Annotated in this window: 23 protein-coding genes; 16 read left to right on the top strand and 7 right to left on the bottom strand. The window is 67.8% G+C overall.

What is annotated here, in order from left to right; translation table 11 throughout:
* Positions 1-144 precede the first annotated feature (144 nt).
* Entirely contained in the window at positions 145-657 is a 513-nt protein-coding gene (locus BM394_RS11875; protein ID WP_092977677.1) for a CGNR zinc finger domain-containing protein, read from the bottom strand.
* Positions 658-723: 66 nt separating this feature from the next.
* Between BM394_RS11875 and BM394_RS11870 the strand changes: the two genes are divergently transcribed.
* Positions 724-2,067 (top strand): MATE family efflux transporter, encoded by a 1,344-nt coding sequence (locus tag BM394_RS11870; RefSeq protein ID WP_092977872.1) that lies wholly within the window; start codon positions 724-726, stop codon positions 2,065-2,067.
* Between the two features lie 28 nt (positions 2,068-2,095).
* Here BM394_RS11870 and def read toward each other — a convergent pair whose 3' ends face one another.
* The gene (gene def, locus BM394_RS11865) at positions 2,096-2,596 is read right to left on the bottom strand and encodes a peptide deformylase (RefSeq protein WP_092977675.1); all 501 of its coding nucleotides are present in this window, start codon (positions 2,594-2,596) and stop codon (positions 2,096-2,098) included.
* Positions 2,597-2,731: 135 nt separating this feature from the next.
* Between def and truB the strand changes: the two genes are divergently transcribed.
* From truB to BM394_RS11825, 8 genes are all read left to right on the top strand, one after another.
* Positions 2,732-3,643, top strand: coding sequence for a tRNA pseudouridine(55) synthase TruB (truB, locus tag BM394_RS11860; RefSeq protein WP_092977673.1), 912 nt, complete (start codon positions 2,732-2,734; stop codon positions 3,641-3,643).
* Positions 3,644-3,834: 191 nt separating this feature from the next.
* On the top strand, positions 3,835-4,815 hold the full coding sequence (locus BM394_RS11855; RefSeq protein WP_092977671.1) for a bifunctional riboflavin kinase/FAD synthetase: 981 nt from the start codon (positions 3,835-3,837) through the stop codon (positions 4,813-4,815).
* A gap of 137 nt (positions 4,816-4,952) precedes the next feature.
* A complete protein-coding gene (locus BM394_RS11850) occupies positions 4,953-5,462 on the top strand; it encodes a helix-turn-helix domain-containing protein (RefSeq protein ID WP_092977669.1) in 510 nt (169 codons plus the stop codon).
* A 132-nt stretch (positions 5,463-5,594) separates the two neighbouring features.
* The gene (locus BM394_RS11845; RefSeq protein ID WP_092977667.1) at positions 5,595-6,173 is read left to right on the top strand and encodes a 2'-5' RNA ligase family protein; all 579 of its coding nucleotides are present in this window, start codon (positions 5,595-5,597) and stop codon (positions 6,171-6,173) included.
* Between the two features lie 214 nt (positions 6,174-6,387).
* Positions 6,388-6,657: a 30S ribosomal protein S15 gene (gene rpsO, locus BM394_RS11840; protein ID WP_092627302.1), complete on the top strand. Its 270-nt coding sequence runs from the start codon at positions 6,388-6,390 to the stop codon at positions 6,655-6,657.
* Positions 6,658-6,941: 284 nt separating this feature from the next.
* Positions 6,942-9,194 carry a polyribonucleotide nucleotidyltransferase gene (locus BM394_RS11835; protein WP_092977665.1) on the top strand — a complete coding sequence of 751 codons (2,253 nt, stop codon included), beginning with the start codon at positions 6,942-6,944 and terminating at the stop codon, positions 9,192-9,194.
* A 368-nt stretch (positions 9,195-9,562) separates the two neighbouring features.
* Entirely contained in the window at positions 9,563-10,270 is a 708-nt protein-coding gene (gene dapB, locus BM394_RS11830; RefSeq protein ID WP_092977870.1) for a 4-hydroxy-tetrahydrodipicolinate reductase, read from the top strand.
* Complete coding sequence (locus tag BM394_RS11825; protein ID WP_092977663.1) at positions 10,270-10,752, top strand: tetratricopeptide repeat protein; 483 nt, start codon at positions 10,270-10,272, stop codon at positions 10,750-10,752. Before dapB ends, BM394_RS11825 begins: the two co-directional genes overlap by 1 nt.
* A gap of 17 nt (positions 10,753-10,769) precedes the next feature.
* Here the strand turns inward: BM394_RS11825 and BM394_RS11820 are convergent, their stop codons facing one another.
* Positions 10,770-11,327 (bottom strand): GNAT family N-acetyltransferase, encoded by a 558-nt coding sequence (locus BM394_RS11820; RefSeq protein WP_092977661.1) that lies wholly within the window; start codon positions 11,325-11,327, stop codon positions 10,770-10,772.
* 107 nt (positions 11,328-11,434) lie between these two features.
* Here BM394_RS11820 and BM394_RS11815 point away from each other — a divergent pair, with 107 nt between their 5' ends.
* Positions 11,435-12,640, top strand: a complete 1,206-nt coding sequence (locus tag BM394_RS11815) for a winged helix-turn-helix domain-containing protein (protein ID WP_092977868.1) — start codon at positions 11,435-11,437, stop codon at positions 12,638-12,640.
* 64 nt (positions 12,641-12,704) lie between these two features.
* Here BM394_RS11815 and BM394_RS11810 read toward each other — a convergent pair whose 3' ends face one another.
* Together BM394_RS11810 and BM394_RS11805 are read right to left on the bottom strand one after the other, a co-directional pair.
* The gene (locus BM394_RS11810; protein ID WP_092977659.1) at positions 12,705-13,658 is read right to left on the bottom strand and encodes a DUF4097 family beta strand repeat-containing protein; all 954 of its coding nucleotides are present in this window, start codon (positions 13,656-13,658) and stop codon (positions 12,705-12,707) included.
* A 186-nt stretch (positions 13,659-13,844) separates the two neighbouring features.
* Positions 13,845-14,390 (bottom strand): toxin-antitoxin system HicB family antitoxin, encoded by a 546-nt coding sequence (locus tag BM394_RS11805; RefSeq protein ID WP_092977657.1) that lies wholly within the window; start codon positions 14,388-14,390, stop codon positions 13,845-13,847.
* Positions 14,391-14,664: 274 nt separating this feature from the next.
* Here BM394_RS11805 and thyX point away from each other — a divergent pair, with 274 nt between their 5' ends.
* The 5 genes from thyX to BM394_RS11780 all read left to right on the top strand — a co-directional run bounded on the left by thyX (position 14,665) and on the right by BM394_RS11780 (position 19,682).
* Positions 14,665-15,417, top strand: a complete 753-nt coding sequence (gene thyX / locus BM394_RS11800; protein ID WP_092924570.1) for an FAD-dependent thymidylate synthase — start codon at positions 14,665-14,667, stop codon at positions 15,415-15,417.
* 89 nt (positions 15,418-15,506) lie between these two features.
* Entirely contained in the window at positions 15,507-16,133 is a 627-nt protein-coding gene (locus tag BM394_RS11795) for a TIGR03085 family metal-binding protein (protein WP_092977655.1), read from the top strand.
* Between the two features lie 236 nt (positions 16,134-16,369).
* The gene (gene dapA, locus BM394_RS11790) at positions 16,370-17,314 is read left to right on the top strand and encodes a 4-hydroxy-tetrahydrodipicolinate synthase (RefSeq protein ID WP_092924572.1); all 945 of its coding nucleotides are present in this window, start codon (positions 16,370-16,372) and stop codon (positions 17,312-17,314) included.
* A 32-nt stretch (positions 17,315-17,346) separates the two neighbouring features.
* Positions 17,347-19,038, top strand: coding sequence for an RNase J family beta-CASP ribonuclease (locus tag BM394_RS11785; protein WP_175530074.1), 1,692 nt, complete (start codon positions 17,347-17,349; stop codon positions 19,036-19,038).
* A 392-nt stretch (positions 19,039-19,430) separates the two neighbouring features.
* Complete coding sequence (locus BM394_RS11780; RefSeq protein ID WP_342752673.1) at positions 19,431-19,682, top strand: hypothetical protein; 252 nt, start codon at positions 19,431-19,433, stop codon at positions 19,680-19,682.
* A gap of 391 nt (positions 19,683-20,073) precedes the next feature.
* Here the strand turns inward: BM394_RS11780 and BM394_RS11775 are convergent, their stop codons facing one another.
* On the bottom strand, positions 20,074-20,508 hold the full coding sequence (locus BM394_RS11775; protein WP_245780138.1) for an alpha/beta hydrolase: 435 nt from the start codon (positions 20,506-20,508) through the stop codon (positions 20,074-20,076).
* 35 nt (positions 20,509-20,543) lie between these two features.
* Positions 20,544-21,872, bottom strand: coding sequence for an IS607 family element RNA-guided endonuclease TnpB (gene tnpB, locus BM394_RS11770; protein ID WP_092977647.1), 1,329 nt, complete (start codon positions 21,870-21,872; stop codon positions 20,544-20,546).
* Positions 21,873-22,376: 504 nt separating this feature from the next.
* Here tnpB and BM394_RS11765 point away from each other — a divergent pair.
* On the top strand, positions 22,377-24,986 hold the full coding sequence (locus BM394_RS11765; protein WP_175530066.1) for an FtsK/SpoIIIE family DNA translocase: 2,610 nt from the start codon (positions 22,377-22,379) through the stop codon (positions 24,984-24,986).
* The last annotated feature ends 67 nt before the right edge of the window (positions 24,987-25,053 follow it).

The following is a 25,053-nucleotide window of genomic DNA, read 5'->3' as shown; positions in this document are numbered from 1 at the left end:
CGGTCCGGGGAAGATTCCCGCTGGCGCTCGTGCTTCGTCGCGGGCGTCGACTCACCGGTGCGGGAGCCCCGCGACGGGTGCCCTCGAATGTGACTCCGGCCGCTTCTCGGCTCGGGCAACCCCGTCACTGCTCGGGCAACCCCGTCACTCGCGGTTACGAGCTCGGAAAGCCGCCACGTTCACCCGATTCGCACAGCGGGCCGAACAGAACTGCTTGGTCCGGTTGGCCGTAGTGTCCAGGAAGTAGTTCTCGCAGTCCGGGGCCGCGCACCGGCCCCATCGTTCGCTGCCGTGCCGCACCACTCCCTGCGCGAGTCCCCACGCGGCGACCGCGGCCATCTCCTCCGCCGGACCGGTGTCGACGTCCGCGACGTGGATGTGCCATTCCCCGCCGTGGTCGGACAGTCTCGGACGTGGTGGATGGGCCGCCAGTAGTTCGTTCGTCTCCGCGAGCAGTGTCGGCGCGTCACCGGCACTGGCCGCCGCCAGTGCTCGTCGGACCCCCACCGCGACCTCTCGCAGCACACGCAGGTCGGACTCGGTGACCCGTTGCGCCCACCAGGGTTCGTGACGCAGCGCTTCGCGCAGTGTCTCCGGGCTCGTCAGATCCGCGTTGGAGAGACGAAGCGCACCCGCCGTGTAATCGGCATTGTCCATGACTGATCCTTACCGTAGCCTCTGTGTAAGGGGCGGTCTCCGTGCGAACAGCTTACTGGAGGTGTGGTGTCCGAGGCGGATGAACGGGTTCCGGTGCGACGGCTGCTCGCACTGGCTGTCCCGGCGCTGGGCGTGCTGGCCGCCGAACCGCTGTACGTGCTCGTCGACACGGCCGTGGTCGGTCATCTGGGCGCGGTTCCACTGGCAGGGCTGGCGTTGGGCGGAACACTGTTCACGGTCGTCTCCAGCCAGCTGACCTTTCTCTCCTACGGGACCACGGCTCGTGCCGCGCGACTGCACGGGGCGGGACGACGTGCCGATGCCGTCGCGGAGGGTGTGCAGGCGAGCTGGGTCGGCTTCGGCGTCGGTTTGGGCATCCTGCTGCTGGCGCAGCTGTTCGCCGGTCCGGTCGTGCGGTTGATGACCGGTGGTGGGGCCATCGCGGAGGCCGCTACCGGTTGGCTGCGCATCGCGTTGCTCGGAGCTCCGATGGTGCTGCTCAGCCTCGCCGGGCACGGGTGGATGCGTGGGGTGCAGGACACGGTTCGGCCGTTGCGTTACGTGTTGGCGGGCAACGGTGTCTCGCTCGTGCTCTGCCCCGTACTGGTCTACCCGGTTGGCTGGGGACTGGAGGGGTCCGCGGTGGCCAACGTAATCGGCCAGACCCTCGCGGCGGGCCTGTTCGTCCGTGCGCTGCTGACGGAACGGGTTACCGCTCTCCGCCCGGACACCGCGATGATGCGCGCCCAGCTCTCACTGGGGCGGGACCTGATTCTGCGCACTCTGGCCTTCCAGGCGTGCTTCCTGTCCGCCACTTCGGTGGCGGCACGGACCGGTGCGGACACCGCGGCGGCCCACCAGGTCGTCTGGCAGCTCTGGAGCTTTCTGGCGCTGGTGCTCGACTCGTTGGCGATCGCCGCGCAGTCATTGGTGGGAGCGGCGCTGGGACGAGAGGCGGCTCGTGCGGCCAAGAGCATCGGCAGGCAGGTGAGCTGGTACGGATTAGGCTTCGGTGTACTGCTCGGTGTGTTGTTCGCCGTGTTGTTCCCGGTGCTGCCGTCCGCCTTCACCAGTGATTCCTCGGTATTGGCCGAGATGCCCTACGCCTGGTGGTTCTTCGTGGCCCTGCAGCCGGTCGCGGGGGTCGTCTTCGCGTTGGACGGGGTGCTGCTCGGCGCGGGCGACGCGGCCTACCTCCGAACGGCGACGATGTTCAGTGCCGCGATCGGTTATCTCCCACTGATCTGGCTCGCGCTGGTCTTCGACTGGGGACTGGCGGGCATCTGGACCGGACTGAGCCTGTTCATGTTCGGCAGGCTGCTGACGCTGCTGGCGCGGGCGCGCTCGGGTCGGTGGGCCGTCGTGGGAGCGACGCGGGTTCCCGGCGAGTCGGCGTCCCAGCGGCAGTAGGCGTGTCGACGGCCGTTCCGGGAACGGCTCAGTTGCCGTTCCAGAACCAATCCGTGCCGCGCACGTCCTTCATCGCCGAGCGGCGCTTCTCGGGTTCCAGCCGCTGCAGGTAGACGATCCCGTCCAGATGGTCCGTCTCGTGCTGCAGACAGCGCGCCATCAGGTCGTCCCCCGCGACGGTGACCGGTTCGTTGCGCAGGTTCACCCCACGAACCACCGCGTGGGAGGCCCGATGCGTCGGGTAACTCAGGCCGGGGACGGACAGGCAGCCCTCCTCGCCGTCCTGTTCCCCCGAGGTCTCCACGAGCTCCGGGTTGAGGACGTAGCCCTTCTCGCCGCTGACGTTGTAGCTGAACGCCCGCAGGCTCACCCCGATCTGCGGTGCGGCCACACCGGCGCGCCCCGGCTCGGTCACGGTGTCCAGCAAGTCAGTCACCAGCGAAGTTATTCGGTCGTCGAAGACAGTGACCGGCTCCGCCACCGTGCGCAGCACCGGGTCGCCGAACCGTCGGATCGGCTTGATCGTCAACGTCGCCCCCCTCCTGCTCTTCCGCGCGCACCACGTTAGCGAGCCGCGTTCCAGGGGTGCTCCCGGGGGCATGTGTCCGTCGGGAGGGACGACCCGTTTCGGTCCGGGCGTCGATATCAGGCAGGATGGGGCGTCGTGTCGCGTCAGACCCGTACCTCCTCGCAGCAGACAGCTCCCGCCGGTTTGTTGGTCGTGGACAAACCGGCGGGAATGACCTCGCATGACGTCGTCTCCCGCGTTCGCCGCATCATGGGGACCCGCAAGGTCGGGCACGCCGGAACGCTCGACCCGATGGCCACCGGTGTGCTGGTGCTCGGTTTGGAGCGCGCCACCAAGCTGCTCGGTCACCTCGCGCTCGACACCAAGGCCTACCTGGCCACTGTCCGACTCGGTTCGGCGACCGATACCGACGACGCGGACGGGGAACAGCTCTCCGCCGCCGATGCTTCCGGGATCACCGAGTCCGCCGTCGCGGCAGTGATGGCCGAGTTGACCGGTGACATCGAACAGGTCCCCAGCAAGGTCAGTGCGGTGAAGATCAACGGGCGCCGTGCCTACGAACTCGCCCGCAGCGGTGAGGAGGTCGAGCTGAGCGCCAGACCGGTCACCGTGTCGCGGTTCGACCTGCTCGCCACGCACTCCGCCGGGGAGGCGCTCGATCTCGACGTGATGGTGGAGTGCTCCTCCGGTACCTACGTTCGCGCGTTGGCACGTGACCTGGGGGAACGGCTGGGAGTCGGGGGGCATCTGGCCAGGCTTCGTCGTACGCGGGTCGGTCCGTTCGGGCTGGCGACGGTCCGCGGTCTCGAGTACCTGGAACAGCACCCCGAGCTGTCCATGGACCTCGATCAGGCTGTCGCCGCCGCTTTCCCACGGCACCAGGTCGACACGGCAACCGCACGGGCGCTCTCGCACGGCAAATCGATCACCGGGGCGGACCTCGACGGCACCTACGCGGCGTTCGACCCCGATGGTCACGCCCTCGCGCTGCTGCGGAATCAGGGAGCGACGGCCAAGCCGCTGTTGGTGCTGCGTCCGGCCGGTTGACCACCGGTGACGCGTCGCCGTCCCGATTCCGGGCCGTGCCGGGGCTGGACTCGTCGTTCCCGGTGCTCTGCTCTCGCTTCGTTGGATGCCGCTGCGGTGATGTCTCCGACCGGGGCCACCACGGGGCTCTTCGCGGCGACACGCCCAGGTCCCGCCCACGCGGCACGCATGGCTAGATAGGGTGGAAAGCCGTGCAGCGTTGGCGTGGCTTGGAGCAGCTTCCCAGTGGGTGGGGCCGGTGTGTGGTCACCATCGGAGTTTTCGACGGGATGCACCGGGGGCATCAGCAACTGATCGGGCAGGCCGTGCGGCGGGCGCGACAGCGCGGTCTGCCGTGCGTACTGGTCACCTTCGACCCGCATCCGGCGGAGGTGGTCCGTCCGGGCAGTCATCCCGCGCAGCTGACCACGCTGCAGCGCAGGGCCGAACTGGCGGAGCAGCAGGGGGTCGACGTTTTCTGCGTGCTGCCGTTCACCGCGGAGATGTCGCGAATGCCCGCCGACGAATTCGTCCACGAGATCATCGTGGAGCGGCTGCACGCCGCCGTGGTCGTGGTGGGTAAGAACTTCACGTTCGGCCACAAGGCCGCGGGGGACATAAACCTGCTGCACACGCTCGGGCAGCGGTTCGGTTTCGAGGCGGAGTCCGCCGAACTGCTGGGCGGTCACACCGACGGCGCGGAACAGCACGAACCGCCGGTCACGTTCTCCTCGACCTTCGTACGTTCCTGCGTGGACGCGGGTGACGTGGCCGCCGCTGCCGCCGCGCTGGGGCGCTATCACCGGCTGGAGGGAATCGTCGTTCGCGGTACCGGCCGAGGAGGCAGGGAACTCGGGTACCCGACGGCCAATCTGTCCACCCCCGAGTTCGCGGCGATACCTGCCGACGGGGTCTACGCCTGTTGGTTCACACATCGACAGCGTGGCGCGACGGAACCGGAACAAACCCTGGCGGCCGCGGTCTCGGTCGGCAGCAATCCCACCTTCTCCGGCACCGAGCGCACCGTGGAGGCGTTCGTACTGGATGTCGATCGCGATTTCTACGGCGAGTACGCCGAGCTGGATTTCGTGGACCGATTGCGCGGAATGGTCCGCTTCGATTCGGCCGACGAACTGGTCGCTCGGATGGCGCAGGACGTGGCCGAGACACGTGCTCTCCTCATGCCGCGGTGACCCGTTCCGCCGTGCGGTTGATTGCCCAGGCGTTATGAAACATTTTTCGGATTCCGGACCCGTGCGTTTCGCCGGCCTGGCAATATTCGGAACTCGAGAGGGTTCATCGATCCGAACGGCAGCCGGGGGGAGCCAACGTGCAGGAACGCGAGGTCGTCCAGCGGAATCTGGCGTTGCAACGTCAGTGGTACGGCGAACCGCTGGGCGATCGGGTACGGCGACTGGTGGTCGCCTACCGCACTTCACAGGCTCAGCTGGCGGAAGTACTGGGGATCAGCGCACCGATGCTCAGTCAGGTGATGAGCGGCAGGCGTGCCAAGATCGGTAACCCCTCCGTGCTGGCCAGGCTCGTCATGCTGGAACGCAAGGTGTTCACCCCGGGCGTGGCAGCCGGGGAGTCCGAAGCGGTGCGACAGGCACTCGAGGACGTCAGGGATTCCCGGCCCGCGCTCGGAAGGGACAGCATGCCCGTTCGGCAGGTGGGCAACAGTGAGGAAGTGGTGCGACCCGCGCTGCGGCAGATCGCCCAGCCGCACGAGTTGGAATGGGCCGCCGACCTGCTGGACAGTTATCATCCCGCCCTGGCCGGGCTGTTACGAAGAGCCGCCTCCGGTGAGACCAGGGCCGAGGACAGCAGATCGGCGTGAGTGGTGGCCGCGAGTGGGACGCTGCCCCGGGCGGTCCGAATTTCGACGTGGGCTCGCCGTGACGGCGAACGTACGGACTCGTCCCGGCACGGACCTCGACACCCCTGTCGGCGGATTTCGGGAGGATTCCTGATGCGTTTGTTCACCGCGCTCTGGCCCTCCGAAGCCGCGGTCGCCGACCTTGCCGCCGCGTTGGGTGGCGACAGACGTGGCGAGTGGCCGGGCGGAGCGGAGCGGGCGCGTGGTTTCCGTCCGATCCCGCCCCGCCGGTGGCACGTGACCCTGTGCTTTCACGGTGACGACGCCGATCCCGAGACCGTCGCCGCCCGATTGCGGGCCGGAGTGGCCGAGCTCCACGAGACCGAACCGGACTTCGCCCTGCCACCGCTGTGCCTGGCGGGGGCCGGTACGTTTCGCGGCGCGCTGTGGGTGGGGGTCGCGCCGGAGAACGACGTTGGCAGCGGCGGGGTCTCACCGGTGCTGCGCAGGGTGGCCCTGCTGGCAGGAGCGGACGTTCGGCGTTTCCGCCCACACGTTACGGTCGCTCGTTGGTCGGGCGGTAGGGTGGAGCCCGATCGGCTCACCGATCGGTTGAACAGCTATGTGGGACCGGCCTGGTCGGCGGGATCGCTCGACGTGGTTGCCAGTGAGCGGCACTCGGGGACGCTGACCTATCGGACGGTGTACCGGGTTCCGCTGAACCCTCGGTGACACGCCTCGCAGCGGGTATACCGCTTTTCACCGGTCTCCCTGTTATGCTCGGTGGCAGCCTCCGGCTGCGGTCCGTGGCGGCCGGAGATCAGCCAGACGGGTGATTGCCAGCCTCGAGTGTTTGGCTTCAACCGAACGGTGACGATACGTAATCCGATACCGTGCCCAGCACGGTATCGGCGGCACGGGACACGAAAAACAAGGAGACTCACTCGTGGCGCTGTCCACTACCGATAAGCGGCAGATTCTGTCGGAGTACGGCCTGCACGAATCCGACACGGGATCGGCCGAGGCGCAGGTCGCCCTGCTGACCCACCGGATCTCGGGGCTGACCGAACACCTGAAGGAACACAAGCACGACCACCACTCGCGTCGTGGCTTGCTGCTGATGGTCGGCCGTCGCCGTCGGATGCTCAACTATCTGACGCGGGTCGACATCACGCGCTACCGCTCGCTGATTCAGCGACTGGGACTGCGCCGCTGACAGTTCGCCCGGGGGAGTGGCCGCGTTGCCACTCCCCTTGGTGTATGGAGTGGAACTCCACGAGCGACGTCCGGATCACAACCGGCAAGCGACACAGGGTTGCCAACACAGAGTCCACACCGCTGCCAAGCAGGTGCCTTCGCCGGTCCTCGGTAGTGGCCACAGGGGGTGTCGGAGCGAACATCCCCTGGGCTTCGATCGATGACCGGCCCCGTCGGACCACGCTGCGTGCGGTCGTTGTGGTCTCTGCGTTCGGAGGAGCCCGCAATTTCTAGGAGCATGAGTTGACAGACTCGCAGTCATACGACGACGGGGTGTACGAAAGCACCGCCGTCCTGGACAACGGCGAATTCGGCCAACGCACCGTCCGCTTCGAGACCGGCAGGTTGGCCAAGCTGGCGGCGGGCAGCGTCACCGCCTACCTGGACGACGGCACCATGCTGTTGTCCGCCACCACCGCCTCCAAACAACCCAAGGACAACCTCGACTTCTTCCCGTTGACGGTCGACGTCGAGGAGCGGATGTACGCGGCGGGACGAATCCCGGGATCCTTCTTCCGCAGGGAGGGAAGGCCCTCCACCGACGCCGTGCTGACCTGCAGGCTGATCGACCGCCCACTTCGCCCGACCTTCGTCGAGGGCCTGCGCAACGAGGTGCAGGTCGTGGTCACGGTGATGAGCCTGAACCCCGAGGACGCCTACGACGTGCTGGCGATCAACGGCGCCTCGGCCTCCACTCAGCTGTCCGGACTGCCCTTCTCCGGCCCGGTCGGCGGCACCAGGATGTCGTTGATCGACGGCCAGTGGGTCGCCTTCCCGACGCACGAACAGCTCAAGCGGTCCGTGTTCAACATGGTCGTGGCCGGGCGCATCGTCGGTGACGACGTGGCGATCATGATGGTCGAGGCCGAGGCCACCGAGGGGACCGACGAGCTGCTCGCCGAAGGCGCCCAAGCTCCCACCGAGGAAGTGGTCGCGGGTGGTCTGGAGGCGGCGAAACCCTTCATCCGGGGACTCTGCGAGGCGCAGCAGCGGCTGGCCGAGGCCGCCGGCGGTGCCACCGAGGAGTACCCCGTTTACCGGGACTACGCCGAGGACGCCTACACCGCCGTGGAGCAGGCCGTTTCCGGTGAGCTGGCCGAGGCGCTGGCCATCGGCGGCAAGCAGGAGCGGGAGCAGCGGCTCGACGAGTTGAAGGAAATCACGCTGCAGCGGGTCGGTGTCGAGGAGGGCGAGGCCTTCGCGGGCAGGGAGAAAGAGCTCGGTGCCGCGCTGAAGGCGCTGACCAAGAAACTGGTCCGCCAGCGCATCATCCGGGACAAGGTCCGCATCGACGGCCGTGGCCTGACCGACATCCGCGGTCTCTCGGCCGAGGTGGGCGTGGTTCCGCGGGCACACGGTTCCGCGCTGTTCGAACGTGGCGAGACACAGATCCTCGGGGTGTCGACGCTGAACATGCTCCGGCTGGAGCAGACCATCGACAGTCTCGGTCCGGACACCAGCAAGCGTTACATGCACCACTACAACTTCCCGCCCTACTCCACTGGCGAGACCGGCCGAGTGGGTACGCCGAAGCGACGTGAGATCGGGCACGGTGCGCTCGCCGAACGCGCACTGATCCCGGTGCTGCCGGGCAGGGACGAGTTCCCCTACGCGCTGCGTCAGGTTTCCGAGGCGCTGGGCTCCAACGGTTCCACCTCCATGGGATCGGTCTGTGCCTCGACGCTGTCGCTGCTGAACGCGGGTGTTCCGCTCAAGGCCCCGGTCGCGGGTATCGCCATGGGGCTGGTCTCCGACGAGGTGGACGGGCAGACCCACTACGTGGCGCTGACCGACATCCTCGGTGCCGAGGACGCCTACGGCGACATGGACTTCAAGGTCGCGGGCACCAAGGACTTCATCACGGCCCTGCAGCTGGACACCAAGCTCGACGGCATTCCCTCCGAGGTTCTCGGGCAGGCGCTGGGGCAGGCCAGGGACGCCCGGTTGGCCATTCTCGGCGTCATGGCCGAGGCGATCGGTTCGCCGGACGAGATGAGCCCGCACGCACCTCGGGTGACCTCGATCAATGTTCCGGTGGACAAGATCGGTGAGGTCATCGGCCCGAAGGGCAAGATGATCAATACGATCACCGAGGAGACCGGTGCCGAGATCACCATCGAGGACGACGGCACGATCTACGTCGGCGCTTCGGACGGCCCCTCCGCGGAGGCGGCCATCGATCGGATCAACTCGATCGCCAACCCGCAGCTGCCCAAGATCGGTGAGCGCTTCCTCGGAACGGTGGTGAAGACCGCCGCGTTCGGTGCCTTCGTCTCCCTGATGCCGGGCAAGGACGGTCTCGTCCACATCTCGAAGCTCGGCAACGGCAAGCGCATCGGCAAGGTCGAGGACGTGGTCAACGTCGGCGACAAGCTCCGGGTGGAGATCGCCGACATCGACAGCAGGGGCAAGATCAGCCTGGTTCCCGTCGACGAGGAGTCCGAGTCGGTCAACGTCGACGAGGCCTCGGTGCAGCAGTCGCCCGAGTCGGAGTGACCATCCCTCGGAACCGGCGTTCCCGGCAGGGTACGCCGACCGGCCGAACCTCGGCCGGAGGTTCCGACTCGACGGTGGACCGATAGACGTGACCCGGCCCGCCCGGAACTCTCCGGGCGGGCCGCACTCGTCGGTGACCCCCGAACGTCCCGTTCGGTCATCGCTAATCGCGGGGGCCGCGGCGGCGCGAGTGGCGTTCACGTGCCGCGTGCGACACCTCTCGTGGTGTGGGGCCGGTGCGGGGGCGGGGTCGGGGCGAGCAATATCGTGCCGGGCAGGAGATCGCCGGGCAGGGGATCGTGCAGCTTTCGAAAGGAGTCGAGCCGGTGGAGCCGATCAGGGTCGGAGTACTCGGTGCGCGCGGGAAAATGGGTTCCGAGGCCGTTCGAGCCGTCGGGGAGGCAGCCGACACCGAACTGGTCGCCGAGATCAATCGGGAGGATTCGCTGCGTGGGTTGTCCGAGGCCGGGGTCCAGGTGGCGGTGGATCTGACCCATCCGGATTCGGTCATGGACAACCTGGCGTTCTGCGTGGAACACGGTATCCACGCGGTGGTCGGCACGAGCGGTGTCGGCACCGAAGAGCTGAGCAGAATTCGGAGTTGGCTCGGTGAACAGTCGGAGATCGGCGTGCTCGTGGTCCCGAACTTCGCCATCGGCGCGGTACTGGCCATGAAGTTCTCCGAGATCGCGGCGAGATACTTCGATTCGGCCGAGATCGTCGAATCGCACCACCCCCGTAAGGCCGATGCTCCGTCCGGAACCGCGGCCCGTACCGCACGGATGATCTCCCAGGCCAGGGCGGCGGCGGAGCTGGGGCCCATGCCCGATGCGACCACCAGGGACCCGGAGGGCGCCCGTGGCGCGGAGATCGACGACGTCCACGTGCACGCGGTGCGCATGACCGGTCTGGTCGCGCATCAGGAAGTGCTGTTCGGTACCGAGGGGGAGACACTGACGGTCCGGCACGACTCCTACGACCGGCGTTCGTTCATGCCCGGCCTGTTGCTCGCGGTGCGCGAGATCGAGCGGCGCAAGGGAGTCACCGTGGGGCTGGATCCCCTGTTGGGGCTGTGATGTCCGAGAGCACGAAACGCCGTTCGTGGTCGCCGGGCGCGCGCGGAGCCGCGTTGCTGCTCGCGCTCGTGCTCGCGGTGTACCTGGTTCTGCTGGGGCAGCGGGCGGTGACGATGTTGTTCAGCGGTGTTCCGGTGTTCGCGGTGCTCGGCGTGGCCGTGTTCGTCCTTCCGGTGCTCGGTGCGGTTCTGGTGCTCGATCAGATCCGGTTCGGGATGCGTACGCAGCACCTCGCGGAGCGGATGAGTGACGAGGGAACACTGCCGGACGTGTCGCAGCTGCCGCTTCGTCCCTCGGGCCGGGTGCGGCGCGATGCCGCCGACGAGTGGTTCGAGGCCAAGCGCGCGGAACTGGAGCGGACCCCGAACGACTGGCGGGCGTGGTACGCCCTGGCGCAGGCCTATGATCTGGCGGGTGACCGGAACCGCGGCCGTCGTTCGATGCGCAGGGCCATCGAGCTGGAGCGGCGGGATTCCGAGTGAACCGGTATCCGCTCGCATCACTCGAAACGCAGCTCCAGGGATCCGGTGACGCGGAGTTCACGCAGTGGCCTGCCCCCGGCGTCCAGGGTCCGGACCGTTCCGTCCGGCTCCCAACCGACACCGCGGTAGAAGGCCATGGACGCTTCGTCGGCTTCCGGGATCCAGGCGATGCCTCTGGTGTTGCCCGCCTCTCGCAGCCGTTGGGCCAGGGTGCCGAGCAGCCTGCCACCGTGCCCCCTGCGTCCCCAACGCGGCTCCACGAGGAGGGTGCTCACGAGTCCGGTGTGGTTCGCGTCCTCCGGTACGGAGCCGTCCGCCGCGGCCGTCTCCCCCACTGGAGCGGTACCGCCCACGCAGAAGCCGACCGTCCAGCTTCCCTCCGTGGCGAGTAGCACCGTCGTCGCGCTCTCCGCCACGGCCTCCGACCACTGCCGCTCCGTGGTGTCCTGGGTGAGCTCATCCAGCACACCGGGCGGCAGTAGTTCCGAGTAGGCACTGCGCCAGGTGTCGAGCTGAATCCGGGAGATCTCTGCCGCGTCCGCGACTGTGGCGGTCCGTACCTCGGCGTCGGCCATGACGAAAACCTAACGTGCCCACCCCGACGGGGTCGGTGGTGGTGGCCGAAACCGGATCGGCATACGGATACACGGTGTGTCGGTGCCCGCTGGCATGATTGCCCGGTATGCGCACGATCGGTGTAGCGGCGGCTCGACGTATCGCGCTGGCCGCCCAGGGATTCTCCGACACTCCGGCAACCGGCACCTCGGACCGCGGGCGGCTGCGCCGTGTGCTGCGACGTACGAACCTGCTGCAGCTCGACTCGGTCAACGTGGCGGTACGTGCCCACTACATGCCCCTGTTCAGCAGGATCGGCGGTTACGACAGGTCGTCGCTCGACGACGCCGCCTGGAATCCCGGCTCCCGTCGTCTGCTGGTGGAGTACTGGGCACACGAGGCCTCGTTGATCCCGTTGGCCGATTGGCCGTTACTGCGCTGGCGGATGCGGGAATACGCCGACACCTCACGGCGCCGCTACCGTCAACTGTTGGAGCGCGCGCCCGGACTGACCGACGAGGTGCGTACCGCTGTGAAGGAGAGCGGCCCGGTCAGTGCGGCGGAGTTGGAACGCGAGATCGGCGGGTCCAAGACGGGAACCGGCACCTGGTGGAACCGTTCGGACACCAAACACGCCTGTGAACTGCTGTTCGCCGCCGGGGAGCTGACCACGGCCACCCGACGCGGTTTCCAACGCCACTACGATCTCGTCGAGCGCGTGCTGCCCCCGGAGATCCTGGCCCAGGATCCACCGGTGGACGAGGCCGTGCGGACCCTGGTCTCCCGTGCCGCCCGTGCGTTCGGCATCGCCACCGAGCCGGATCTGCGGGACTACTACCGGTTGTCTTCGCAGCGTTCCCGCGCGGCGGTGAACGAACTCGTCGAGCAGGGCGAGCTTCGTCCCGTCACCGTCGAGGGCTGGTCGGATCGGGCCTACGTGCATCGCGGTGCTCGTACGCCCCGTTCGGTCGGAGCTCGGGCACTGCTCTGTCCGTTCGACCCGCTGATCTGGTTCCGCCCCAGAGCCGAGCGACTGTTCGGCTTCCGGTACCGCATCGAGATCTACGTGCCCCGGCAGCAGCGGGAGTACGGGTACTACGTGTTCCCGTTCCTGCTGGACGATCGGATCGTGGCGCGCGTGGATCTCAAGGCCGATCGTCAGGAGGGTGTGTTGCGCGTTCCGGGGGTGTTCGCCGAGCCGGACGTCGAGCACGACCGGGTTGCCTCCGAGCTGGGCGCCGCACTGCGCGAGATGGCCGACTGGCTCGGGTTGGGCGAGGTGGTCGTCGGAGAGCGCGGTGATCTCGCCACCGGGTTGCGCCTCGTGACGTGACCTTCCCGGGAGGATCGCACGAAGCGAGGACAACGGAACTCGGTCGAGGAACCTGCACGAGCGATCAGACAGCCGAGGTCAACAGTGCCTGCCCGCTGCCGGTGCGGCCGAACAGTTTCAGCGCGGGCTCCGTGTCGGGCGGTTCCGTGGAAACCTCCAGCTCGCTGGATATGCTGCCGGTCGAGGACGTCAGGTCCACCTCCGCGGTGACGCCGCGTCCCACGGCGAACTGCAGTTCTCCTGAGCCGGTGATCAGTTCCACCTGCCCTGCCATTCCCGCTGCGACGGTGATGTCACCGCTGCCGGAACGCACCAGCAGATCGTCGGCGATCCTGCCCAGCCACACGCTGCCGCTGCCGGTCACCACCGAGGAAGCGGCCTCGATCGCGGCGATCTCGATGCTTCCGCTGCCGCTGCGTGCCTGTAGCCCGGCCCACACGGTTCCGAGCCGGACCTGTCCGGACCCGGTTCGCACGGTCGCGGTGCCGGTTGCCTCGTCGGTGAGTACCGAGCCGGAACCGCTCTGCAGGCTCAGCCGCCCCGAACTGCCGCCGATCCGGATGGAGCCCGGCCCGGTTCGTGCGTTGACCCGGGAACCGGTCGGAGCGTGTACCCGAACCGCCAGTGGCACCGAGCGCAGCGGCACCGTGGTGGGCGGATGCACGGCCACTCGGCTGTTGGTCATGTCCACCCGCGTCTGCTGTACCGCCTCCGCCGCCGCGTTCAGTGCGCGCTCTCCCTCGCGGGTGCCGCCGTTGCCGCGTCCGTTCCCGGGCTTGATGCCGGTTTCGTTGAACTGCTCGCTGACCCAGTTCAGCAGTCCGCTGAGCCCGCCGCGCCAGTCCGGATAGCCGTGCTCCGGCTCGTGCCGCACCTCCACCCGAACCGTCTCGGACTCCGCCAGCTCGACCTCGATCGGGCCGAGGCCGTTACTCAGGTCGAGTTCCACCGGCCCCGAGGCCCGGAACTCATGGTCACGCACGAGTTCCCGGGGCGGCGGCTCCGAATGTTCGCTCATCCTGCTCTGCTCCTTGGGAAGTCCTGAGTGGGTCGCTGCGAGGTGTGCCCGAGAGATACCGGAGTGGGGCCGGTGCGGCTGAGCCCTCCAGCAGCCCGGGAGGTCGCACCCCGGTCAGTGACCCCGCTACCTCGGGGACTCCTCGCGGGGTACGTCGAGCGACGATCCGCGTCAACCGCCCCGCCGCTAGCCGGTGACCCATCCCCACAGTCGGGAGGAGTCGGGAACGTCCTGGCCGGAGTCCCCGGAGCGGCCCGGCTGCTCCGGTCCGCCACCGCTCCAGGCGCCGTGCGGCCGGTTGCCGTGCAGCGCCCCCTGCACAGCCCTGGCCACCCAGGTGTTCAACGAGACGCCCTGTGTGGAGGCGGCCTGTTCCGCCTGCCCCTTGATCTCGTCCAGCAGTCGCAGCGTGATTCTGCTGATGTCGCCGCTGTCACCGCTGGGAGGCGGTTGTGGGGGCTCCTCCTCGGCGCTCTCCCGGCGGTGTTCGCTCGGCCCGCTCACCACCGCGCGTACGTCCCTACCCTCGAGGCGCACGTCGACCACGCGGCCGTCCAGCTGTGTGGTCACCTCCGCGGCCAGATCGGACAGCGCGTTCATCAGGGTCAGCCGAACAGCCGGCTCCAGCGCCCCCGCCAACAGGGTCGCGGCGTGTCGGGTGTCCTCGTCCCCCATAGATGCCGCCGCCGTCAGGTCCTCACGGAGCTGGCTGATGTGCGAGCTCAAATCCATGACGTCACCATGACGTCATTCTGGTGTCACCGCAAGGGGGAGTGGTGTCGCGAGTCCTGACCGGTCGCCGGGAGAGCGGCCTCGTGCGTGGCCCCGGTGCGGTGAGACATCGGGTTCGGCAGCCGCGTACCGCGCGTCGGACCGGCGAACTCGGGGTCGTTAGGGTGTTCGACGAGGGAAGTGGCCACGCCGATCGCCGGTGCGGGCCTCCCGGGGGAGTCATCGCCGGTGGCATCGCGCCGGCCGTAGTACGCAGGAAAGGGGTTCGCCCGCCGTGACCGAGATCGTTCCGCCGAAGGTACGGCTGATCGGCAAGACCGAGTTCTTCCCGCCCGAAGACGTGGACTGGTCGACCGATGCCGACGGGGGGCAGGCGTTGGCGGAGTTCGCGGGTCGTGCCTGTTACCAGTCCTGGAGCAAACCGAATCCCGCCACCGCGACCAACGCCGGGTACCTGGACCACATCATGGAGGTCGGGCATCTCTCCGTGCTCGAACACGGAACCGTGACCTTCTACATCAGCGGCGTCTCCCGTTCGTTGACCCACGAGCTGATCCGCCACCGGCACTTCTCCTACTCTCAGCTGTCGCAGCGTTACGTCCCCGAACGGGACGCGGGCATGGTCGAGCCCGACATCATCGCCGAGGACCCCGAGCTGCACGAGAAGTTCCTGGCCGCGACGAAGGCGGGCCTGGAGGCCTACGCGGATCTGCAGCAGGCGCTGCAGGACAAGTTCGCCGACGAACCCAAGGCGACGCTGCGCCGCAAGCAGGCCAGGCAGGCCGCCCGCGCCGTGCTGCCCAACGCCACCGAGACACGCATCGTCGTCACCGGTAACTACCGCGCCTGGCGGCACTTCGTCGCGATGCGCGCCAGTGAGCACGCCGACGTGGAGATCCGCGGGCTGGCCGTGGAATGCCTCAGGCAGTTGCGGGGAGTGGCCCCCAACGTCTTCGGTGACTTCGAGATCACCGAACTACGGGACGGCACCGAGGTGGCTTCGAGTCCGTACGTGACCGAGGGCTGATCCGCCTCGTGACCCTCGACGATCCAATGTGGGCCGTGGATCACCTCCTCGCGCGGACCTCGCCCGGATGTTCCGGCTAGAGTGCGGGCATGGGTGTGGCTAACGACGAACGTCAGCAATTGTGTGATCTGTTCGAGCGGTTGGGGCCGGAGGCGCCGACGCTGTGCCACGGTTGGTCGACGCGTGAGCTGACCGTTCACCTGGTGGTGCGCGAACACCGCCCGGACGCGGCGGGTGGGAAGCTACTGAAGGCACTGGCCGATCGCGGGGAACGTGTTCGGGGCGAACTGGCTCAACTCCAGTGGGAGGAGCTGGTCGACCGGGTACGTCAGGGGCCGCCGAAGTGGAACCCACTCGGTATCGGGGCGGTCAACGAGGGTGTGAACAGCGCCGAGTACTACGTGCATCACGAGGACGTCCGCCGGGCACAGCCGGGTTGGCAGCCGCGACCGGAGGACCCGGAGCGTTCGGAGGCCCTCTGGAAGGCGTTGTCCCGCACCGCCAGGTACTTCTACGGCCGCAGCCCGGTGGGTGTGGTGCTTCGTCGTCCGGACGGCCACGAGATCTCCGCGAAGAACGGGCCGCGGACGGTGCGCATCCTCGGTTCCTCGGAGGAGCTCCTGCTGCACGCCTTCGGCAGGAAGCCCGCACAGGTCAGCTTCGAGGGGAACGAGGCCGACGTGCTGGCGGTGGAGGATCTTCGCCGTAGCGTCTGAGCGAGCGGCTCCGGTCGGTGTGGCAGTCGGGTCCGCGGTGCCCGGGGCACCGCGAGGAGTGATGTGTCTCACCGCTCGGAGTCGTGGAAGAATCCGGGTGTTGTTCCCGCCGGGCGCGGAACAATGCCTCGCCGCGGTTCGAATCGTCGTGATGTTTCCGTCGCCCGGACGTTCCCGGGACACAGTTCCGAGACGGGCACGTCCGATGATCTCCTCGGAGGGTAGCGTCAGCAGTTATGACCGTCAGTCCCACAGCTACCGAAGGTCGTCCTTTCGGGCGCGTTCTCACCGCCATGGTTACCCCGTTCGACACGGACGGGAATCTCGACACGGCTCTCGCGCAACAGCTGGCCTGTTATCTGGTGGACCGGCTGGGTAACGACGGCCTGGTCGTCAACGGCACCACCGGTGAGAGCCCAACCACCACCACCGAGGAGAAGGAACGGCTGCTGCGTGCCGTCTCCGAGGCCGTCGGGGATCGTGCCACCGTGGTCGCGGGGGCGGGAACGAACGACACCGCGCACTCCGTGGAACTGGCGCGCGGGGCCGAGAAGGCCGGGGCCCACGGGCTGCTCGTGGTCACCCCTTACTACTCCAAGCCGCCGCAGGAAGGGCTGTACTCGCACTTCACCACGGTCGCCGATGCCACGGAACTCCCCGTGATGCTCTACGACATCCCGCCGCGTTCGGTGGTTCCGATCCAGACCGAGACGCTCAAGCGGCTCGCCGAGCACCCCCGCATCAAGGCGGTCAAGGACTCCAAACACGATCTGCTCGCGGGCAGCGACGTGATCGCCAATTCCGACCTCGTGTACTACTCCGGCGAGGATCCGCTGAACCTGCCGTGGCTGTCCACCGGGGCGGTCGGTTTCGTCAGCGTGGTGGGTCACGTGGTCGGTGACCGGCTGCGCCAGATGTTGGACGCGCACGAGTCCGGTGACGTCGCCACCGCCCGTGAGATTCACTACGGGCTGCTCCCGGTCTACCGGTCGATGAACTTCGTCGGTGGTGTGATCTTCTCCAAGACGGCACTGCGCCTGTGTGGTTACGAGACGGGGCAACCCCGGCTCCCGTTGCCGTCGGCCACGGACGAACAGGTGCGCATCATCGCCAGCGATCTGTGGGATGCTGGTCTGGTCCTGGTCAATCCCGATGCGGCAACCGAGGTGACATCGCGTTGACAGCACGCGCAACGTCGACCGAGAAACATCCCCTGACACCGACGTCGGCGACTCCGGCCCCGCCTCCGTTGGAGGAGGGGGCGCTACGGGTGGTCGCCCTCGGCGGTATCGGTGAGGTCGGCAGGAACATGACCGTGTTCGAGTACGACGGTCGGTTGCTGGTGGTCGACTGCGGTGTGCTGTTCCCGGAGGACGATTCCCCGGGAGTGGATCTGATACTGCCCGACTTCGGCCCGATCGAGAACCGCCTCGAGGAGATCGAGGCGATCGTGCTCACGCACGGGCACGAGGACCACATCGGCGCTCTGCCCTTCCTGCTGCGGCAACGTCCGGAGCTGCCGGTGATCGGTTCCGGCTTCACGCTCGCGCTGCTGTCCGCCAAGTGCCAGGAACACCGGTTGACGCCGCGGCTCGTCGAGGTCGAGGAGGGGCAGCGCAGTAGTCACGGCGAGTTCGACCTCGAGTTCTTCGCGGTCAACCACTCGATTCCGGACGCGCTGGCGGTGGCGATCCGCACCCCCGCGGGGACGGTGCTGCACACCGGTGACATCAAGCTGGACCAGCTGCCGCTGGACGGTCGGTTGACCGACCTCGCGGGATTCGCGCGGATGGGCAGTGAGGGAGTCGATCTGTTCCTGGTCGATTCCACCAACGCCGAGGTGCCCGGCTTCGTCACCCCGGAACGCGAGATCGGCCCCGTGCTGGACTCGGTGATAGGACGAGCCACGCAGCGTGTGATCGTGGCCTGCTTCGCCAGCCACGTACACCGGGTGCAGCAGGTGCTCGACGTGGCGACCTCCTACGGGCGCAAGGTCTGCCTGGTGGGGCGCTCCATGGTGCGCAACATGGGGATCGCCGCCGAGCACGGCATCCTCCGGGTTCCGGAGGGGGCCCTGGTCGACCTGGACGAGGCGCTGCAGATGTCGTCCGACTCCGTGGTGTTCGTCTCCACCGGGTCGCAGGGGGAGCCGCTGTCGGCGCTGTCACGGATGGCCCGTGGCGAGCACAAGCAGATCAGCATCCAGCACGGCGACACCGTCATCCTGGCGAGCTCGATGATTCCCGGCAACGAGACGGCGGTTTTCGGCGTCGTCAACGGCTTGGTCCGGTTGGGGGCCGAGGTGGTTCACCAGGGGAGCGCCAAGGTGCACGTCTCCGGGCACGCCTCGGCGGGCGAACTGCTCTACCTGTACAACGCGGTGCGCCCGGCCAACGTGATGCCGGTGCACGGGGAGTGGCGGCACCTGCGGGCCAATGCCGAACTGGCGACCCTCACCGGGGTGCAACCCGACCGGGTGGTCATCGCCGAGGACGGCGTCGTGGTGGACCTGGTCGACGGTATCGCCAGCATCGCGGGCCGGGTCGAGGTCGGACACGTCTACGTGGACGGACTCTCGGTCGGTGACGTCGGCGAGTCCACGTTGTCCGATCGGCTGGTGCTCGGTGAGGGCGGCTTCATCTCCATCACGGTGGCGGTGGAGGCCGGTACGGGACGCGCGGTATCACCCCCGACGGTCTCGGGGCGGGGCTTCTCGGACGACCCCAAGGCGCTCGACGAGGTAGTTCCGCTGGTGGAGATGGAACTCTCGCGGACCGAGGCCGAGGGCATCAGCGATACGCACCGCATCGCGCAGACGGTGCGGCGTACGGTCGGCAAGTGGGTCGCCGACACCTACCGGCGTCGTCCGATGATCGTGCCCAACGTGCTTCCGGTGAGTTCCTGAACCGGGTTTTTCGTTCCGGCCGACGGAGCGCGGGCACAGCGCGACCGCACACCGGCTCGTGGTGGAAGCGGGTACGTCGCTGGGAACGTCCTCGGCGGTTCGTGAACTCCGTGCTCCGTGCCGCTCCGTGATCGTGAGCTCGGAACCGCTTGAAACACTCTTTCGAGTGGATAATCCCGGGTGCGGATCCGGCTACCGTGGACACATTTTGTTTGCAACAGCACTTTCGTGTGGTGATGTTGCCTCGATGGTGTGACTGCGCGCGCTGGTTCCCGGCTGTGATGCCAATGTGGAAAACAGCCGGTCGGCGGAAAGCTTGCGGGGAAACTTTCGTGTTTCCGCTGAGCCGGTTCGCTCGGCAGTAGCAGTAGATCGCAGATTGGGGTCCGATCGTGCGTAAGTCGCTTCGCCTTCTGACGGTATCGGCAGCCGCCGCCGGTCTCATGGCCGTGGGATCACCCGCCATGGCCGACAGCTATGACAACGACGGCATCAACATCCTCAACGACAACAACATCAGCGTCCTGCCGATCCAGCTCTGCGGGAACAACGTCGGTGTGCTCGGCATCGCCGGTAACATCGGCTCCTCGCAGAACAGCAAGTGCGTCAACGCGCCCATCGTCGACCACGCCAAGATTCGCTGATCGGGCGACCGGTCCCCGCCGCGGTGGCGGGGACCGGTACGTGCCGCGAAGACGTGTGACGGAGTTCTCGTGATCGGCGATCCGGTGTTCGAGTGCCCGAGTGAAGTGGGAGCCGTCGGGCACACCGAACCGAACGGGTAGAACCGGTGACGTTTCCCAACGGGCGCTGTCGGGGTGGGCGCGCTCGGGGAGCGGTCGAACGGGAAGCCGGTACGGGCCGAAGTCACACCAGGGGAGGGGGAGCGCTCGGCGTCGCACATCGTGTGCGGCGCCGAGCGTTTTTTCGGTGTGGAGGCTCGTCTTCCCGGGCATTCCGGGAGGCCGAGTGGTCCCGCGGTGTCCAGTGCGCTCCCGCGGGACGTCGAGTGATTCCGTGGCGTCGAGTGGAACCTCAACGTCGAGCGGACCGCAGCGCCGTGCGCAACACCGTCGGCTGCGTGGTTCGTGGTTCCGACCGCCGCTTCGCCCCGGAATTCGGTTCGGAGCCGGGGTCGGGAGCGGGAAGCGGTGCGCAGACCACGTCGGCACGATCGCCCCTCTTCCGCTCGGGCAGCTCGCCGTCGGCCAGATACGCCGCTATCCGATCGTCCACACACGCGTTGCCCGACAGCGAGCCGGAGTGCGTCACTCCCGAGCGCACTCCGATCAGGGCGGATTCCGGGAACCGACGCCTGACCTCCAGCGCGCCACTGTAGGGAGTGGCCGCGTCGAACTCCTGGTTGATCAGCAGTGCCCCGCTCACCTCGTCACCGCTCACCCGGAGCCGATCGCCCGCCGGTGCGGACCAGGTACGGCAGGGCGCGTTGTACCAGGCGTTGCCGTTCAGGAAACGTGTAGAAGCGTTCCTGAGCCGTCGTATTGCTACACGGCCTTGGCCGCACCCGTAGGTGCGGTCTTCCCGTGGCGGTACCCGTTGCCAGCGGGGCTGGTCTTAGGTGGGTTTCCAGCGGGCTCGTTTTTCGTCGCCCCGCAACTCGGGGAGGACGTCAGGCCCGCGAGGTTGCGGGCCGCGTTGTGGTCGCGATCTGCGGTGTGGCCGCAGTGATCACATTGGAAGGTCCGCTCGGACAGGCGCAGTTTGGTTTTCACCGCGCCACAGTCTGAGCAGGTTTTGGAGCTGGGATACCAGCGGTCGGCTACCACCAGGTGGCGGCCTGACCAGGTGGTTTTGTAGTTGAGTTGGCGGCGCAGCTCGTTCATGCTCACGTTGGAGACGGCTCGGGCCAACCGGCGGTTGCGCACCATCCCGGACACGTTGAGGTCTTCGACCACCACGGTGTCGAACTCGTCGACGAGTCGGGTGGAGAGCTTGTGCAGCCCATCCCGGCGCGCGTTCGCCACGGCGGTGTGCAGCGTGGCGATGCGCGCTTGGGTCGTGCGCCACCGGGCCGACGGTGTGCGCTTGGTACGCCTGTCCGGGCCGCGCCGGCGGGCGGCTTGGCGCTGCAACCGGCGCAGCTGTCGCTGCGCGGCTTCGAGATGCTTGGGATTGGCGATGGTTTCGCCGGTGGACAGCACCGCGAGGGACTTCACACCGAGGTCCACCCCCACCGTGCCGCCCTGGGTCGCAGGCTGGGGGTCGGTTTTGGTGATCTCGACGGAGAACGACACGTGCCACCGGCCGCGCCGGTACGACACGGTGGCCGATCGGATGCGGGCGGTGCCGCGCTCAACATGCCGGGCGAGCTTGCGGGTCGACTCGTGGGTGCGCACCAGCCCGATCCTCGGCAGCTTCACATGCCTACGATCCGAATCGGACATCCCGAACGAACCGGTGGAGAACCGACACGAAAAGCGGTGGCGCTTGGACTTGAACCGAGGGAACCCCACCGTTTTCCCGGCGCGCTTGCCGGTGCGGGACGTGTGCCAGTTGCCCAGCGCGTCAGCCAGATTGGCCAGACCGGTGGCGTAGGCTTCCTTCGAGTTCTCGCCCCACCACGGCGCGACCTCGTCCTTGGCCGCGTTCCAGGCTTTCCGCAAGCTGTAGGCGGACCAGTTCATCGCCGGAGTGAGCTGGTCCTCGGCGACGTCGTAGGACCGTTCCGCTGCCCGCTGGTCCAGCACCGCCTTGACCTGCGCGAGTGCCCAGTTGTAGACGAACCGCGCCGCACCACAGTGCGACGACAACGCGGCCTGTTGGTCGGGCGTGGGGTCGAGCGCGAACTGGTACGCCCGCAACACCATGGTCATCGCGGCGGCACCGGACCGCCGGCGAGTATCCCGACGATCAGTGTCACGGCGAGATTCTTCCGCACTCGTTTCCCCTCGCTAGCTCTCCCGGACTCGTGGTGTTGCCGCTGCTCGCCGACGGTCCACCGAAGTTTCGTGTTCCTCCCGGCGAAGGACGTCCAGGTCCGTCCTTCCGTCCGAAGACTCCCGACCAGTGTTATCGGCATGTCCGTCCCGCTACTTGTCGCGTCACCGCAGCACCACACCCACCCGGGTGGGTGAAATGTGTGCGGCGAAGCCGTCGACGGCGACGTCCGAGCGGTCCTGCCGGGAACGGGTGCCACGACTCCACGACCTCGACGCGTGTCCGTCCCCCGCCGCTCCTGGGCGCCCGCTCGACGGCGTGTCGCCTCGTGGCCGGAACCGTGTGGCTGTGAACATGACGAGCGGCTCTTCCGAGAACAGCGATGGACGGCTTTTCGGCTGGTGTTACGAGAGAGACGGAGCACCGATACCGTGTTCGGTATGGCCAGCGGCACGACGGGCAAGGGGCGGACGAACGCGCGTGGTGGCGGGGAGCGTCGCGGTTCCTCCGGAGCGAGCACGAAGAAGTCCACCTCGAACGGATCCGGCTCCAAGAGCACCAGGAGCGGGGGAACGCGATCCGGTCGGTCCTCCACCGGGAATGCCGCCACGACCAAGCGCACCGCGAAGAACGGCTCGCGGCGTTCCACCGCCAACCGGGGGAACGCCGCCAAAGGTGGTAACTCCCGGGGCGGGTCCGGTGGGTCCGGACTGGGTCGCAGTCTTGCCCGGACGACCGGAACCCTGCTGCGTGCGTTGGGGCGCACCAGGGAGCTCGAACCCGCGCACCGGCGGGACGGGGTGGCCCTGATCCTGCTGGCCGTGGCGGTGATCACCGCGGCGGGCGTGTGGTGGCAGGCGGGCGGTCCGGTCGGGCACTGGCTCGACTGGTTGCTGCGTTCGGTGGTGGGGTCCGCGGCGCTCGCGCTTCCCCCGGTGCTGTTCGCGGTGGCGGTACTGCTGATGCGTACCGAGACCAACCCCGACGCGCGTCCGCGAATGGTGGTCGGAACGGCGCTGCTGCTGTTCGCGGGACTCGGTGTGCTGCACATCGTGACCGGTGCCCCTCGTCGCACCGAGGAGTGGTCGGAGGCGGGTGGACTGCTCGGATACGCCGCGGGCGGACCACTGGCCAACGGGATGACCGGCGTCGTCGCGGTGCCGGTTCTCGTGTTGGTCTCGCTGTTCGCCGTGCTGTTGCTGACCGGAACCGCGGTACGCGACGTTCCGGAACGACTGCGCCAGCTCGCCCATCCCGAACACGCCGCGTCCGAACCGGCCGCCGAGGAGCTGCGTCCGTCCGATCAGGGCAGTGCCGAGCTCCGTCGACCGGCCAGGCGCAGGCAGGCCGCCATGACCGGGTCGTCGTCCCAGGAGGAGTCCGAGGACGCTGTCGAGCGGTCGGGTACGACCCGAGCCGCCGCGACGTCGGAGCAGCCGCGGGCCGAATCGCGCACCGAGACGTCCTCGAAGGCGGCCGAGAGCGGCGGGGCCGCGTCGGTACAGGCGACCGGGGCCGCTCCGGAGGAGCCGCAGCAACTCACCATCAGCCGTACCGTGGAGGGTGACTACCACCTTCCGCCGCTCGACGTGCTGCAGGAGGGCGATCCCGCGAAGCGGCACAGTACCGCCAACGACGCGATGATCGAGGCGATCAACGGGGTGCTGCGTCAGTTCAAGATCGACGCGGAGGTGACCGGATTCGTCCGCGGCCCCACGGTCACCCGCTACGAGGTCGAGTTGGGCCCCGGGGTCAAGGTCGAGAAGATCACGGCGCTGACCAGGAACATCGCCTACGCGGTGGCCAACGACAACGTACGGCTGTTGGCTCCCATACCCGGCAAGTCCGCCGTCGGGATCGAGGTCCCCAACAGCGACCGCGAGATGGTGCGGCTCGGTGACGTGCTGCGTTCGCCGACGGCGGCCAACGACACGCATCCACTGGTGATAGGGCTGGGCAAGGACATCGAGGGGCAGATGGTCACCGCGAATCTGTCCAAGATGCCCCACCTGCTCTGCGCCGGTTCGACCGGTTCCGGCAAGTCGAGCTTCGTCAACTCGATGCTGGTGTCGCTGTTGGCGAGGTCCACCCCGGACGAGGTCCGGATGATCCTGATCGATCCGAAGATGGTGGAGCTGACGCCCTACGAGGGGATTCCGCACCTGATCACCCCCATCATCACCGAGCCCAAGAAGGCGGCGTCCGCTCTCGGGTGGCTCGTAGAGGAGATGGAACAGCGGTATCAGGACATGCAGGCCAACAGGGTCCGCCACATCGACGACTTCAACGACAAGGTGCGCTCCGGCGAGATCACCACTCCGCCGGGAAGTGAACGCGAGTACCGTCCCTATCCGTACATCCTGGCGATCGTCGACGAGCTGGCCGACCTGATGATGACCGCGCCCCGCGACGTCGAGGACGCGGTGGTGCGGATCACGCAGAAGGCGCGCGCGGCGGGGATCCATCTGGTGCTGGCTACCCAGCGTCCCTCGGTCGACGTGGTAACCGGTCTGATCAAGACCAATGTTCCGTCCCGGTTGGCCTTCGCCACCTCCTCGCTCACCGATTCGCGAGTGATCCTCGACCAACCGGGGGCGGAAAAGCTGATCGGCATGGGTGACGGCCTCTATCTGCCGATGGGAGGCGCACGCCCGGGTCGGGTGCAGGGCTCCTTCGTCAGTGACGAGGAGATACACCGGGTCGTGGGCTACACCAAGGAACAGGCGGAACCCGACTACGCGGACGGGGTCACGGTTGCCAAGGCGGGGCAGCAGAAGGAGGTGGACTCCGATATCGGCGATGACCTGGACGTGTTGTTGCAGGCAGCGGAACTGGTCGTCACCAGTCAGTTCGGTTCGACCTCGATGCTGCAACGGAAGCTACGGGTCGGTTTCGCCAAGGCGGGCAGGCTGATGGATCTGCTGGAGTCCAGAAGCGTCGTCGCGCCCTCGGAGGGGTCCAAGGCGCGTGAGGTACTGGTCAAACCGGAGGACCTGGACAGTGCGCTGAGCGCTATCCGGGGTGGTCCGCCTCCGGAGGAGACGGAGTGATTCCGCCGCGGTGCTCCGATCCACCGCGGCGGAATCGGTCCGTACGCTCGGGGGTCTTCCCGACCGG

Origin of the sequence: Actinopolyspora lacussalsi subsp. righensis (assembly GCF_900116555.1) — a bacterium.
Taxonomy (GTDB): Bacteria; Actinomycetota; Actinomycetes; order Mycobacteriales; family Pseudonocardiaceae; genus Actinopolyspora; species Actinopolyspora lacussalsi.
This window is presented reverse-complemented; position numbering and strand designations above follow the sequence as displayed.

Bases quoted from the DNA above. Each gene is read 5' to 3' on its own strand.
- BM394_RS11875 (WP_092977677.1), bottom strand. From the start codon at position 657: ATGGACAATGCCGATTACACGGCGGGTGCGCTTCGTCTCTCCAACGCG.
- BM394_RS11845 (WP_092977667.1), top strand. From the start codon at position 5,595: ATGCGTTTGTTCACCGCGCTCTGGCCCTCCGAAGCCGCGGTCGCCGAC.
- dapB (WP_092977870.1), top strand. From the start codon at position 9,563: ATGGGTTCCGAGGCCGTTCGAGCCGTCGGGGAGGCAGCCGACACCGAA.
- BM394_RS11825 (WP_092977663.1), top strand. From the start codon at position 10,270: ATGTCCGAGAGCACGAAACGCCGTTCGTGGTCGCCGGGCGCGCGCGGA.
- BM394_RS11820 (WP_092977661.1), bottom strand. From the start codon at position 11,327: ATGGCCGACGCCGAGGTACGGACCGCCACAGTCGCGGACGCGGCAGAG.
- BM394_RS11815 (WP_092977868.1), top strand. From the start codon at position 11,435: ATGCGCACGATCGGTGTAGCGGCGGCTCGACGTATCGCGCTGGCCGCC.
- BM394_RS11810 (WP_092977659.1), bottom strand. From the start codon at position 13,658: ATGAGCGAACATTCGGAGCCGCCGCCCCGGGAACTCGTGCGTGACCAT.
- BM394_RS11805 (WP_092977657.1), bottom strand. From the start codon at position 14,390: ATGGATTTGAGCTCGCACATCAGCCAGCTCCGTGAGGACCTGACGGCG.
- BM394_RS11795 (WP_092977655.1), top strand. From the start codon at position 15,507: ATGGGTGTGGCTAACGACGAACGTCAGCAATTGTGTGATCTGTTCGAG.
- dapA (WP_092924572.1), top strand. From the start codon at position 16,370: ATGACCGTCAGTCCCACAGCTACCGAAGGTCGTCCTTTCGGGCGCGTT.
- tnpB (WP_092977647.1), bottom strand. From the start codon at position 21,872: ATGACCATGGTGTTGCGGGCGTACCAGTTCGCGCTCGACCCCACGCCC.
- BM394_RS11765 (WP_175530066.1), top strand. From the start codon at position 22,377: ATGGCCAGCGGCACGACGGGCAAGGGGCGGACGAACGCGCGTGGTGGC.